Raw genomic sequence first — 14,080 nt, 5'->3', positions numbered from 1 at the left:
TTTTGTGCACATTTTTCTAAAAAAATCAATATTATATAGTGAGTTTTATAAGAGAGGAGGGGAGAACAATGGCTTATCATGATAATTATACTTTTGTTGTTTTCCTAATTTTAATTTTATTGTTATTAGGTTCTGATTACTAAGTTGTGAGGTAGCAGGGGATTTAATCCTCTGCTTTATTAATTAATATTATTTAATATAGGACAAGCAGTTTTAATTAGATTAAAATTTGATATAATATAGTTGCAGATTAAAAAATATATAGGAGGTAATAGAATGATAGATAAAAGAGAAGTATTAAATAAGGTAAAGAAGTGGGTTAGGCAAGTAGGTGAGATACAACTAGAAAAGATGAATTCTGATATAAGAATAAGAACTAAATCAGGAGCTATTGATTTAGTAACAGAAATTGATCAGTTATCGGAAGAAATACTAGTTAGAAATATCAAAAAAGATTATCCAGAACACTCAATTTTAGCAGAGGAAGGAGGAAGTGAGGAAACTGATTCAGACTATCGATGGATTATTGATCCGATAGATGGTACGACTAATTATGCTCAACAGTTTCCTATCTTTTCTATATCTATTGCTTTACAGTATCAGGAAGATACAATTTTAGGCATAGTTTATGTACCGAAATTAGATGAATTATACTCTGCGATCAAGGGTGAAGGTGCATTTCTAAATGGACAGAAATTACAGATCTCAGCTACTACTCAATTACAACAGGCAGTATTGGCTACTGGTTTTCCTTATGATAGAGCTGAGGATACCAATAATAATTTAGATAATCTTAAGCAATTTGTTACAAGAGTAAGAGGAATTAGAAGAGTTGGTACTGCTGCTTTTGATTTAGTTAATGTGGCTGCTGGTAGATTTGATGGTTATTGGGAGTTGAAGTTGAATCTATGGGATATAGCTGCTGGTGTATTATTAGTAGAAGAAGCTGGTGGAAAAGTTTATACTTTTGAAAAGGATAAAGGAATTACTGTAGTAGCAGGTAATGAAGAAATCTGTCAAAAAATATTAGAAGAGATAAAAGAATAATTACATATTGAAAAACCGCCTGTCTAAACAGGCGGTTTCTTAGTTATATTAACCTAACATTTTTTCTAAGTCTTCTTGTGGTTCACCAATTGTCTGTAGGTTAAAGTTGTCTTGTAGAACTTCAACTACATTTTCTGATAAGAACTCTGGAACACTTGGGCCAACATGAATATCTTGGATACCTAAGTTGAATAGAGCTAACAGAATAGCTACAGCTTTTTGTTCGAACCAAGATAGAACAATACTTAATGGTAGTTCATTTACTTCACAGTCAAATGCTTCAGCTAAAGCTAGAGCAATCTTAACTGCAGAACCAGAGTTGTTACACTGACCTAAGTCAATATAACGTGGAATATCAGTACCTGGTACAGTACCAAAGTCAAGATCATTAAATCTGAATTTACCACAAGAAGTAGTTAATAAGACACAATCTTCAGGTAAAGAACTAGCTAACTCTCTATAGTAATCTCTACCTTTAGTTGGAGCGTCACAACCAGCAATTACGAAGAATCGACTAATCTTACCATCCTTAACTGCTTCTACAATTTCAGGTGCGATACCTAGTACAGTCTGATGATGGAAACCAGTAGTTAATGTTTCATTAGATTTCATATTAGCTGCTGGTAATTCTAGAGCCTTTTCAATTAATGGTGTAAAGTCATCATTTTCAATCTTAGTAGCTTTTTCTAGACCAGCTGTACCGTAAGTAAAGAATCGATCAGCATAGTCTCCTCTAATTGGCATTAAGCAGTTAGTAGTACCTAAGATAGCACCTGGAAATTCTTTGAATAACTGTCGTTGGTCATACCATGCTTTACCAACATTACCTTTTAAGTGGTCATATTTATTTAGCTCTGGATAACCATGAGCTGGTAACATTTCAGAGTGAGTATAAATATTGATTCCTTTACCTTCTGTCTGCTTTAATAATTCTTCTAAAGCATATAGATCATGTCCAGTAACTAGGATACATTTTCCTTCTACTTTATTCTGAGAAATTTCAACTGGTTCTGGAACACCTAAGCTATCAGTATGGGCTTTATCTAATAAATCCATTACTTTAGTAGTAGCTTCTCCTACTTTCATAGCCATTTCAATATGCTCATCTAGATTGAAGTTAGAATTAGTTAAAGTAGTATATAGAGCCTCTTGAGTAATTTGATTTACTTTATCATCAGTATAACCTAATTCTCGTGCATGAGTAGCATAAGCAGCTACCCCTTTTAGACCGTAGATAATTGTGTCCTGTAGGCTAGCGATATCAGGATTCTTACCACAAACACCTACTTTAGTACATCCACCTTCTGGAGTCTGTTCACACTGATAACAGAACATATCAGTAGTTGGAGTTACGTTAGTCTGATTGTCATCATTCTTAAAAAATCCAAACATATTTATTTCCTCCTTATATGATTAATTGTTTTTATTGATTTTGTTTGTTCTCAACTTTGCTATTTAAATCATACTGGATTACTAAGTTTTCTTCTGTGAGTTAAGTCACGTAAAGTAAAAAAATCTATTAAAACAGTATGAATAGTCAATTTTATAAGTGAAATATTATCTCGATTATATTTTATTCCTGTTATAAGGGATATTTAATAAACATAAATATTATAGTGAAAGTAAAAGGAGGCGAAATAAAGATGACTAAAGGAAGAATTAAAAACTATTTTCCAGGTGGCAATACATGTAAAGGCTTTTATTCTTTTTATGATTATCTACCTGATGGAGCTGAATTAATTTTTGTTATTAAAGGTGGTCCAGGAACAGGTAAATCAACTTTTATGAAACGTATTGGGCAGGAATTTGTAGAAGAAGGTTATGATATTGAATTTCATTGGTGCTCTTCTGATAGTGAATCATTAGATGGGTTAGTAATTCGTGATCTAAAAGTGGCTTTACTTGATGGTACTGCACCTCATTTGATTGATCCTGAGTATCCTGGAGCAGTAGAAGAGATTATAAATTTAGGACGCTATTGGGATAGAAGTATTTTAGAAGAGTATAAAGATCAGATTGTTACTTTAAATGATGTTATTTGGAAATTATTTGATCGCGCTTATGCTTATTTAAAGGAAGCAAAATTAATTCATGATCGTTGGGAAGACTATTATTTAGAAGGAATGGACTTTCAACAGGCTAATCAGAAGACAGAAGAGTTGATTGAGGATATTGTAGGTGATTGGGAGTTAACAGATAGCTTAGGTGAAGAGAGACATCTGTTTGCTAGTGCTTTTACTCCTAGTGCTGTTATTAATTACTTTAAAGAATTAACTACTGATTTAGAGACACGATATATTATTAAAGGGCGCCCAGGAACTGGCAAGTCAACTATGACTAAGAAAGTAGCAAAGGCTATTAGAGAGAGAGGTTTTGCAGTTAATTATTTTCATTGTTCCTTTGATCCAGATAGTGTAGATATGATAATTGTACCTGAACTTAGTGTAGCCTTAGTTGATGGTACTGCTCCTCATATTGTTGATCCAGTAAGTGATACTAGAGATCAGGTAGTTGATATGTTAGAGTGTGTCGATTCTCAGATTGTAGATTTAAATAAAGAACAGATTGAATATACTAAAGAGCAATATAAAGAGGTTATTGATGATGCTACCACTCAGTTGAGAAAGGCTAAAAAGTTACATGATGAGTTAGAAGAATATTATATTGAGGCTATGGATTTTTCTGCTATTGATGATAGATGTGAGAAAGTTATAAAAAGAATTAAAGATTGGGCAGATATTAAAGGTTATTTATAGTAGGAAGTTTGAGTCAAGATGAATAGTATAGATTTTTAGTCCCAAGCGATATTGCTTGGGACTATATATTTATTTAGTAAATGCTTTTAAAGTAGTCCCTTTGACTAGATCCTTTTTATATATTTTCCAAATAACAGTATTACCATTAGTCTGTCGACTATTGGCCATATCAATTTCCTTAGGCAATGTAACTTTAAAGCTATAAATTAGAGTATCTTTTGAATTTTCTGTAACATTATCAATTAGAGAGGGGATAGTAAGTTTGAATCTATATATTCCTTCTCTTTTATAGAATTTAATATTCTCATTATTATTGATATCAATTGGTTTTTTATTCTTAAAAGTATAGAAAAGATAAGAACTATAGTCAATAGTTTTTTCTGTTTTAGTTAGAGTATAGTTGTTTCTTAGTTCAGGAAAGTTGTTTAAAATACTCCAGAGAAAGATTTTTACTTCATCTCCCCCCATTGCTTTATCAGCTTGAAGAGTAAATTTTAAATCCGCTGTACCATCTTTTTTGATATTAAGTTTAGTATTTTGTTGAATACAACCAGTTGTAAGCAGCAAAAGTGTGATTAGACTTAACAAAATCAACTTTTTTCCCATTATAAGCCTCCTTAAAGTTTTGGTTTATTATATAGTTATTTCTTCTTAGCTATTTATATTATATATTACGTCTATTATTTAATTGTAAAGAAATATTTTTAATTAATGATAACGAATTTTATTTTCATACATAAGCTATATTGAATTAATGAAAATGATACTGGGTTTCAATAAAATGAAGGAGGTAGAGTTATGTGTGGCATCGCAGGTTGGGTTGATTGGGAACAAGATTTAACTAAGCAACGCAATGTTTTAAAGAGGATGCAGGATACTCTTAAGTTACGTGGGCCAGATGAGAGGGGAGACTGGATTCATGAGGATGTAGGTTTAGTCCATAGAAGATTGATTGTAATTGATCCTGAAGGTGGCAAACAGCCAATGGTTAAGCAGAAAAATGGTAATACTTATGCTATGGTCTATAATGGAGAATTATATAATACTACTGACTTGCGTAAGAAATTAAAACAGTACGGGTATACTTTTGCAGGACATTCTGATACTGAAGTATTATTGACTTCTTATATTGAATGGGGTGAAGACTGTATTAAACATTTAAATGGTATTTATGCATTTGCTATTTGGGATGTAGGCCGAGAAAAACTATATATGGCTCGTGATAGAATTGGAGTTAAGCCTTTATTCTACTCTCGATTTGGTTCTAGTCTAGTTTTTGGTTCTGAGTTGAAGTCATTGTTGGCCCATCCAGAAGTTAAACCAGAGATAGGTAGAGAGGGGCTGGCAGAAGTTTTTGCTATGGGGCCTGGTAGAACTCCAGGTCATGGAGTATTTTCTGGTATTGATGAGCTTAAGCCAGGATATTATTTAGTCTATGATAGACATGGTCTACGTAAAGAAAAATATTGGGAATTAGAGAGTAAGCCTCATCAGGATAATATAGAAGAAACAGTTAAAAAGGTAAGAGAGTTATTTGTTGATACTGTTCAGCGTCAGCTAGTATCGGATGTACCAATCTGTACTTTATTATCTGGAGGACTTGATTCTAGTGCTATTACAGCAGTAGCTAGTAATGCTTTACAAGAGGCTGGCAAGGGCCAACTGCATAGCTATTCTGTAGATTATGAAGGTAATGATGAGCACTTTGAAGCTAATAATTTTCAACCAGACCCTGATAGTAAATGGATTGGGGTAATGTCTGATTATGCTAATACTAAGCATCATGATATAGTATTACCTAATTCTAAATTAGTTGATGCTTTAAAAGAAGGAGTTTATGCTCGTGATTTACCAGGTATGGCCGATATAGATGTATCTTTGTATCTCTTCTGCAAGCAGATCGAGCAGGATTTTACAGTAGCAGTGTCAGGAGAGTGTGCTGATGAGATATTCGGAGGTTATCCTTGGTATCATAGAGAAGAAGCCCTTCAGGCCGATACTTTTCCTTGGTCTAGAAGAATAGATGATAGATTGCAGATTTTTGATTCTGATCTACTTAAAGAAGTTAAACCACATAAATATTTGGATCAGAGATATCAAGAAGCATTAGATGAAGTTCCTCATCTACCATGTGAAGATGCTAAGAATGCTAAGATGAGAGAGATGTTTTATCTTAATTTAACTCGTTGGATGCCAGTTTTATTAGATCGAAAGGATCGAATGAGTATGTATACTAGTTTAGAAGTTAGAGTTCCTTTCTGTGATCATCGTTTAGTAGAGTATGTCTGGAATATTCCTTGGCAGATGAAGAATTATGGTGGCATGAGAAAAGGGATTTTACGTGAGGCTCTTAGAGGTCTGTTACCAGAAGATATAAGAACTAGACCTAAAAATCCATATCCTAAGACTTTTGACCCTGCTTACTTTACGGCTACTAAGAACTGGTTACTAGATATTTTAAGTAATCCTAATGCTCCATTACATGATTTAATTGATCAAGATACAGTGCGGCAATTTACTGAAGTAGATGGTGATTTTGATATTCCTTGGTTTGGTCAGTTGATGAGATTACCACAGTTATTTGCTTATTTGATTCAGATTAATATCTGGTTAAAAGAGTATAATGTTAGAATTAAGTAGCTTTTACCTTCCTTTATAGAGGAAGGTTTTTTATTATATAGTATGTTATTTATTGTAAATCATCTGGCAAGTTTTTGCTGTAATTCAATACTTATCTTGACAAAACAACCTTTCTATACTACACTTAACACAAAGTTAACATAAACATAACATTAAATCATTAAAAGATGTAAAATGAGGTGATTAAATTGGCTTGTCAAAATTGTGCTCACTTTATTTATAAGAGATTTTTCTGTAAGAAGTTAGGTTGTCATGTTTATTTAACAGATTGTTGCCGACATTTTGAAAGAAAAATGAATTTCTAATCAATTATAAGCTAAAGGGGTGAACAGAATGAAGAGTAGAGTAGTGATTTTAATAGTAATTTTAATTATTTGTTTCTCTTTATCTGCAGTAGTTCAAGCAGCAGATGGAATTAGAACTGAAGATGCAATAGCAATCGATACAATGTGGACTTTACTGGCTGCTTTTTTAGTCTTCTTTATGCAGGCTGGTTTTGCAATGGTAGAAGCCGGTTTTGCCCAAGCGAAAAACTCAGGAAATATTATTATGAAGAACTTGATGGATTTTTCTGTTGGGACTTTGATTTACTGGGTTTGTGGTTTTGCCATTATGTTTGGAGTAGGTAATGAGTTTATTGGGTTACAAGGTTTCCTTTTGAAGGGAAGTTTTGAACATTTAGGATTGGATATTCCTTTAACAGCATTTTGGATTTTTCAAGCTGTCTTTGCAGGAACAGCAGCTACAATAGTATCTGGAGCTATGGCAGGGAGAACTAAGTTTAGTGGTTACTTGATTTATAGTTTGGTAATTAGTGGTTTTATTTATCCAGTTGTAGGCCATTGGATCTGGGGTGGCGGTTGGTTATCAGATATGGTGGATTTTGCTGGATCAACAGTTGTTCATTCTGTTGGTGGTTGGGCTGCTCTAGCAGGAGCTATGGTTCTTGGCCCGAGGTTGGGGAAATATAATCAAGATGGTACAAGTAACCATTTAGCAGGTCATAATCTTTTAATAGCAGCTTTAGGTGTCTTTATTTTATGGTTTGGTTGGTTTGGATTTAATGCAGGAAGTACAGTAGCAGGGACTAATCTAAATATTGCTAATATTGCAGTAACTACTAATCTGGCTGCAGCTGCAGGAGCTACTGCTGCCTTAATTAATAGTTGGTTAAAGGAAGGTAAAGCAGATGTTGAATTAACTTTAAATGGAGCTTTAGCTGGATTAGTTGGTATTACAGCTGGAACTGCTGTAGTTAGTAATTTTGGAGCAGTAATGATAGGGGGGATTTCTGGGACAGTAATGGTTTATGCTGTAGAAATTATCGATAGATTACAGATAGATGATCCTGTAGGTGCTGTTTCAGTCCATGGTGTATGTGGTTCTTTAGGTACTTTATTAGTTGGTTTGTTTTCAATTCATAGAGGTTATTTTTATAGTGGGGGTTTGGATCTGTTCTTTATTCAGGCAAAAGGAGTAATCAGTGTGGCGTTGTGGACCTTTCCAGTAGCATATAGCTTATTTAAGATAATAGATTTACTAATAGGTCTAAGAGTTTCTGAAACAGAAGAAAGATATGGATTAGATCAAGCTGAACATGGTTCCAAAACTTATGCTGGACTTAACTCTTTAAGCCTAGAGAATATTGAAAGTATATTGGCAGGATTACAGAATATGGCAGGAGGAGATTTTAGTACTAGGTTAGAAATATCAGGGAAAGACGAGGCCGGTCTAATTAAAACATTTAATCAAACTAATGAACAGATTAGTTCATTGATTTTAGATTTATCTAAGCTGATTGATAGATTATCTAGTTATAGTCAGCAGTTATTTGCTTCAGCGCAAGAGGGGGATTCTATTACTGAAACAACTCTTGAAGATATAACTGATATGATAGATAGTATTCAACAGATTTCTGCCAGTAGCCAAGAAGCTAATGCTTTATCTAATCAGGCTACAGTAGAGACAGAAAGCGGTAGTAATAATTTAGAAGAGGCTATTTATCAAATAGAGGATATTAATGATTCTATTGAGGATAGTGTTAGTTTAATTAATCAATTAAATAATAAGTCTGGAGAGATAGAAGAGGTTGTTAACTTTATTAATAATGTGGCAGAACAGACTAATTTATTAGCTTTAAATGCTTCAATAGAAGCTGCACGGGCAGGTGAAGCAGGAAAAGGTTTTGCTGTGGTAGCAGAGGAGATTAGGGACTTAGCAGACAATACAGATCAGGCTACAGATAAAATTATTAATTTAATCAGAGAGACGCAAAATAAGTCTGAAGCTAGTTTAGAATCTATTCTTGAGGCAGAGAAGAAAGCAGAAGTAGGAAAAGATGTAATTAAGGAAGCTACATTGGCTTTTGATGAGGTGGAAGAATATATAGGAGAGACTTCTGTTAATATTGACCAAACATCTAATGATGCTCAGCAATTATCAGTTAAAAGTGAAAATATAAAAGGATGTACAGGAGATATTAGGAATATGTCTCAAAATCTAATAACTTCAGCAGAAAGGTTAGCTAATATGGCAGAAAAATTAGAAAATACTATAGCAGGATTTAGTGTTTAGTATTGATAAGTGGCAAGTTAAGCCCTCCCTTAACTAGGGAGGGCTTATTTTTATCTGTGTATGATATATTTTTCAAAAAAGGGTAAATAAAATTGAATTCACACATTACAATTCAATGTAAATTACTTGTTAGTTATTTGTCATGTACATGTTAGTTTATGTCAAAATATTGAAAATAAGATTGACAATGCCACTTTTGTAAGTTATACTTAACACAAAGTTAACATGAAGAAAGTAATATAACTATTCTTGAGGTTCGCAGAAGGCAAAATTAACATCAATTCATGTTAGCTTTAATTCAAAGAAAGGATGTGTTTATTATGAGACAAATAGCTATTTATGGGAAAGGTGGAATTGGTAAGTCAACAACGACTCAGAATTTAACATCATCATTAGCAGAAATGGGAAAAGAAATTATGGTGGTTGGATGTGATCCTAAGGCAGATTCTACAAGAATGTTATTAGGAGGTATGGATCAGTCTACTGTATTAGATACTTTACGAGAAGAAGGTCAGGATATTGATTTAGATGACATCATGAGAAGAGGTACTGATTTTGAAAATATTCGATGTGTAGAATCAGGAGGTCCTGAACCAGGAGTTGGTTGTGCAGGCCGTGGTATTATTACTTCTATCAACATGTTAGAGAGTTTAGGAGCATATACTGATGATTTAGATTATGTATTTTATGATGTATTAGGAGATGTTGTTTGTGGTGGATTTGCAATGCCGATTCGAGAAGGAAAGGCAGAAGAAATTTATATTGTAGCTAGTGGAGAGTTAATGGCAATGTATGCAGCTAATAATATTTGTAAGGGTATTAAAAAGTATGCTGAATCAGGTGGAGTAAGACTTGGTGGAATCATTTGTAACAGTCGTCAAGTAGATGGAGAGGTTGACTTAATAGAATCATTTGCAGAGGAATTAGGTAGTCAAATGATTTACTTCATTCCTCGAGATAACATTGTACAACGAGCAGAAATCAACAAGCAGGTAGTTGTTGCTTTTGATCCAGATTCTAATCAGGCTCAAGAGTATAGAGGGTTAGCTGAAGCAATTGATGCTAATGACATGTGTGTAATTCCAGAGCCAATGAAGCAAGAAGATTTAGAAGAATTAATGATGGAACACGGAATTTTAGAATTATAATCATTAATGATTGGGGATTAAGGTGTTGGGAACTGAATCTCAATGCCCAATAACCCAATATTTATTGTAGAGTTAGCTGTAATAAAAAATAAGGAGGTCATACATTATGAAGATGGTTAGATCTATTATCAGACCTGAAAAGGTAACTGATGTTTTATCAGAACTGTGTGATGCAGGGTTTCCAGCGGTGACAAAAATAGATGTGGCAGGAAGAGGTAAACAAAGAGGAGTTAAAGTTGGTGATGTTCATTATGATGAATTACCAAAGGAAATGTTATTAATGGTTGTAGAAGATGAAGAGGTAGAAGATGTTACTAGAATTATGATGAATGTTGCTAAAACAAAACCAGAAGGTAAATTTGGAGATGGAAAGATTTTTGTCAGTGAAATTGAAGAAGCATACACAATTAGTAGTGGTACTAAAGAATTATAGAAATAGAATTAGAGGAAAGGGGGGCTTTGGATGAAAGAAGTTATGTCTATTATTCGGATGAATATGATCAATAAAACTAAAAAAGCTCTAGCATTAAAAGGTTTTAATTCTCTCACTTGTCGTAAAGTTAAGGGGCGAGGTAAAAAGAAGGTTAATTATGAATTAATTGATCAGTTAATACAAGGAGAAGATATGGAATCAGAAGTTGCAACTGGAGATAAGTTAGATCCTAAAGTAGCCGAATCTGTTTCTGAAGGTCATCGACTAGTACCTAAACGATTAATTACTTTAATAGTTGATGATGAAGAGGTAGATACAGTTGTAGAAACTATTATTGATGTTAATCAAACAGGTAATCCCGGTGATGGAAAGATATTTGTTAGATCTATAAATAATGCACTAAGAGTTAGGACTGGAGAACAAGGCAAAAAAGCCATTTAAAATTGATTTGGAGGTGAATTGAGATGGCAAAAAAAGATGTAGATGTAGATTTAGTAAATCGAATGTTAGATGAGTATCCTGGTAAGACAATGAAGAAAAGAAGAAAGCATATGCTAGAAAAGGAAGATGATGAAGAGCAGCATATTCAAGCTAATCAAAGAGCTATTCCAGGAATTATGACAAATAGAGGTTGTTGCTATGCTGGTTGTAAAGGAGTTGTTGGTGGGCCAATCAAAGATATGGTGCATATTGTGCACGGGCCAATTGGTTGTTCTTACTATACTTGGAAGACACGAAGAAATAAAGGGCGAACTGAGAAAGATCAAAATAACTTCTTAAATCATGTTTTCTCAACTGACATGCAGGAATCAGATATTGTATTTGGAGGAGAAAGGAAGTTAGAACAGGCCATTGATGAAGCAGTAGAAATGTTTGATCCTGGGGCAATTGGTATTTATGCTACTTGCCCAATTGGCTTAATCGGTGATGATTTAGATGCAGTAGCTAAAAAGGCTAAAGAAAAGCATGGTGTTCCAGTCTTATCCTTTAACTGTGAAGGTTATAAAGGAGTTAGTCAATCAGCAGGACATCATATTGCTAATAATCAATTTATGAAAGATTTAGTAGGTACTAGAGATAAAAAAGAAACTGGTAAGTACTCAGTTAATATTTTAGGTGAGTATAATATCGGTGGAGATGCTTGGGAAATATGTAGGGTTTTAGAGAAGGTAGGTTATGATGTAGTTTCTATTATGACAGGTGATTCTAGTTTTAAAGATATGCAGTCGGCGCATGAAGCTGATCTAGATTTAGTCATGTGTCACCGATCAATTAACTATATAGCAGAAATGTTTGAAGAAAAATATGGTATCCCATGGTTAAAGGTTAACTTTATTGGCCCAGATGCTATGGCTGAAACTCTTAGAGATATGGCTAATTACTTTGGTGATGAAGAATTAATTGAGAGAACTGAAGAAATAATTGAAGAAGAGATGTCAGAAATTGATGATGAATTAGATAAATATAAAGAAATGTGTGAAGGAGAGACTGCTATTACTTTTGTTGGTGGTTCAAGATCTCATCACTATCAAAACTTATTTAGAAGAATTGGAATTGAATCAGTAGCAGTAGGATATGAGTTTGGACACCGAGATGATTATGAAGGTAGGGAAATAATTCCTGAAATTGAAGAGACTGCAGATGATCAGAATATTCCAGAATTAGAAGTTACTAAAGATGAAAAACGCTATGAGTTACGAATGTCTAAGGAAAAGATGGAGGAATTAAAAGAAGAAATGCCACTTGGGCAGTATGAAGGTCTAATTAAGGAAGTCAAAAATGGTAATTATGTAATAGATGATTATAACCATCATGAAACGGTAAAGTTAATTGAACATTTAGATCCTAGTTTATATTGTTCTGGAATTAAGGATAAGTATGTTGCTCATAAAATGGGGATTTATTCAAAACAGTTACACAGTTACGATTACAGTGGGCCTTATGCTGGATTTAAAGGTGCTATTAATTTTGCTAAAGATATAGTAGCTGGAATGAATACTCCAACATGGGATTATATTATTCCCCCTTGGAAGAGTGATTCTGAATTAGAAGGTAATTTAGGAGGGATGATCTAATGAGTATAGTACCTGAAGAGATAAATGAAAGAGAATCGTTAGTAATAGATCCAGCCAAAACATGCCAACCAATAGGAGCTATGTATGCTGCATTAGGAATCAATAAGTGTTTGCCGCATAGCCATGGTTCACAAGGCTGTTGTTCTTATCACCGAATGCATTTGACAAGACATTTTAGAGATCCAGTTGTTGCCTCCACTAGCTCTTTTACAGAAGGTACTTCAGTATTTGGTGGTAAATCTAATTTACAGACAGCACTAAAGAATATATTTAATGTTTATGATCCTGAGGTAGTGGCAATTAACACAACTTGCTTATCAGAAACAATTGGTGATGATTTACCTTCAATTATAAATTCAACAGAAATTCCAGAAGATAAAACAATTATTTATGCTAGTACGCCAAGTTATGCAGGCTCTCATATAACTGGTTTTGCTAATATGGTGCAAGGAATGGTTAAGTGTGTTGTTGATTCATCTGAAGAAGAAGAAACTAATGGTAAGATAAATATTATTCCTGGTTTTGTGGATCCAGGTGACATGAGAGAAATTAAGAAGATAACTGAAAAGATAGGAATTGATTATACTATGTTCCCAGATACTAGTGGCGTGCTTGATTCACCAATGACAGGTGAATATGAAATGTATCCTAAAGGTGGAACTACTATTGATGAAATAGAGGATGCTGGAAATGCTAAAGCCACTATTGGGTTAGGAAGCTTTGCTTCGGAAAAAGGAGCTTTTGAATTAGAAAACAAATGTGACGTTAAACCTCATATTTTGAAGACTCCAATCGGAGTTAAAGCTACAGATGAATTTATTATGCAATTATCAAAATTAACTGGTGAAGAAGTTCCTTATGAGTTAGAAGAGGAAAGAGGGCGAGTAGTTGACATCATGGCTGATACTCACTCCCATTTCCATGGTAAGAAAGTTGCGATTTATGGTGATCCAGATATAGTAATTTCTATGACTGAATTTATATTAAGTTTAGGAATGAAACCTTCTTATATCTTAACAGGAACTCCAAGTAATGAGTTTGAGAAAGAAGTTAATGCTTTGCTAGATGAAGCTGGAGTAGAAGATACTAAAGTAGCAGCTGCAGATGATATGTTTAAGTTACATCAATGGATTAAAGATGCTCCTGTAGATTTATTAATTGGAAATACCTATGGTAAGTTTATTGCTAAGGAAGAAGATATTCCATTAGTTAGAGTAGGTTTTCCGGTATTAGATAGAAGTGTACAAAGTTATTTATCAATTGTCGGTTACAGGGGAGCAATGAGATTAATTGAAAAGATCAGTACTAGATTATTAGATCGACAAGATAGAGAGACTCCTCTTGAAGAAATTGAATTGGTGATGTAAACAACAACAAAGCAGTATGGTGAAGAAAAACTTTACCATA

General features: G+C 33.7%; 11 protein-coding genes and 1 pseudogene. 10 read left to right on the top strand and 2 right to left on the bottom strand.

Features of this window, described 5'->3' with window-relative positions:
- The first annotated feature begins 276 nt into the window (after window positions 1-276).
- On the top strand, window positions 277-1,047 hold the full coding sequence (locus tag ACYQ39_RS03185; RefSeq protein WP_459840428.1) for an inositol monophosphatase family protein: 771 nt from the start codon (window positions 277-279) through the stop codon (window positions 1,045-1,047).
- A 48-nt stretch (window positions 1,048-1,095) separates the two neighbouring features.
- Here the strand turns inward: ACYQ39_RS03185 and hcp are convergent, their stop codons facing one another.
- The gene (gene hcp / locus ACYQ39_RS03180; RefSeq protein ID WP_459841628.1) at window positions 1,096-2,382 is read right to left on the bottom strand and encodes a hydroxylamine reductase; all 1,287 of its coding nucleotides are present in this window, start codon (window positions 2,380-2,382) and stop codon (window positions 1,096-1,098) included.
- A gap of 308 nt (window positions 2,383-2,690) precedes the next feature.
- Here hcp and ACYQ39_RS03175 point away from each other — a divergent pair, with 308 nt between their 5' ends.
- Window positions 2,691-3,803, top strand: coding sequence for a PRK06851 family protein (locus ACYQ39_RS03175; protein ID WP_459840427.1), 1,113 nt, complete (start codon window positions 2,691-2,693; stop codon window positions 3,801-3,803).
- 69 nt (window positions 3,804-3,872) lie between these two features.
- Here the strand turns inward: ACYQ39_RS03175 and ACYQ39_RS03170 are convergent, their stop codons facing one another.
- Window positions 3,873-4,409, bottom strand: a complete 537-nt coding sequence (locus ACYQ39_RS03170) for a hypothetical protein (RefSeq protein ID WP_459840426.1) — start codon at window positions 4,407-4,409, stop codon at window positions 3,873-3,875.
- 192 nt (window positions 4,410-4,601) lie between these two features.
- Here ACYQ39_RS03170 and asnB point away from each other — a divergent pair, with 192 nt between their 5' ends.
- The 8 genes and pseudogenes from asnB (at window position 4,602) to nifK (ending at window position 14,040) form a co-directional block, all read left to right on the top strand.
- Window positions 4,602-6,443 carry an asparagine synthase (glutamine-hydrolyzing) gene (asnB, locus tag ACYQ39_RS03165; protein ID WP_459840425.1) on the top strand — a complete coding sequence of 614 codons (1,842 nt, stop codon included), beginning with the start codon at window positions 4,602-4,604 and terminating at the stop codon, window positions 6,441-6,443.
- Window positions 6,444-6,776: 333 nt separating this feature from the next.
- Window positions 6,777-8,063 (top strand): annotated as a pseudogene (locus ACYQ39_RS03160) (ammonium transporter); the annotation flags it as partial.
- A 54-nt stretch (window positions 8,064-8,117) separates the two neighbouring features.
- The gene (locus ACYQ39_RS03155) at window positions 8,118-9,017 is read left to right on the top strand and encodes a methyl-accepting chemotaxis protein (RefSeq protein ID WP_459841626.1); all 900 of its coding nucleotides are present in this window, start codon (window positions 8,118-8,120) and stop codon (window positions 9,015-9,017) included.
- 320 nt (window positions 9,018-9,337) lie between these two features.
- Window positions 9,338-10,165, top strand: a complete 828-nt coding sequence (gene nifH / locus ACYQ39_RS03150) for a nitrogenase iron protein (RefSeq protein ID WP_459840424.1) — start codon at window positions 9,338-9,340, stop codon at window positions 10,163-10,165.
- Between the two features lie 106 nt (window positions 10,166-10,271).
- Window positions 10,272-10,598 (top strand): P-II family nitrogen regulator, encoded by a 327-nt coding sequence (locus ACYQ39_RS03145; protein ID WP_459840423.1) that lies wholly within the window; start codon window positions 10,272-10,274, stop codon window positions 10,596-10,598.
- Between the two features lie 30 nt (window positions 10,599-10,628).
- Window positions 10,629-11,039: a P-II family nitrogen regulator gene (locus ACYQ39_RS03140; protein WP_459840422.1), complete on the top strand. Its 411-nt coding sequence runs from the start codon at window positions 10,629-10,631 to the stop codon at window positions 11,037-11,039.
- Window positions 11,040-11,062: 23 nt separating this feature from the next.
- A complete protein-coding gene (gene nifD / locus ACYQ39_RS03135; RefSeq protein WP_459840421.1) occupies window positions 11,063-12,673 on the top strand; it encodes a nitrogenase molybdenum-iron protein alpha chain in 1,611 nt (536 codons plus the stop codon).
- Window positions 12,673-14,040, top strand: a complete 1,368-nt coding sequence (nifK, locus tag ACYQ39_RS03130; protein ID WP_459840420.1) for a nitrogenase molybdenum-iron protein subunit beta — start codon at window positions 12,673-12,675, stop codon at window positions 14,038-14,040. Before nifD ends, nifK begins: the two co-directional genes overlap by 1 nt.
- Window positions 14,041-14,080 lie beyond the last annotated feature (40 nt).

It is taken from the genome of Halanaerocella petrolearia, from assembly GCF_054657875.1.
Note: the sequence above shows the minus strand (reverse complement) of the source record. Positions and strands in the feature narration are given on the sequence as shown.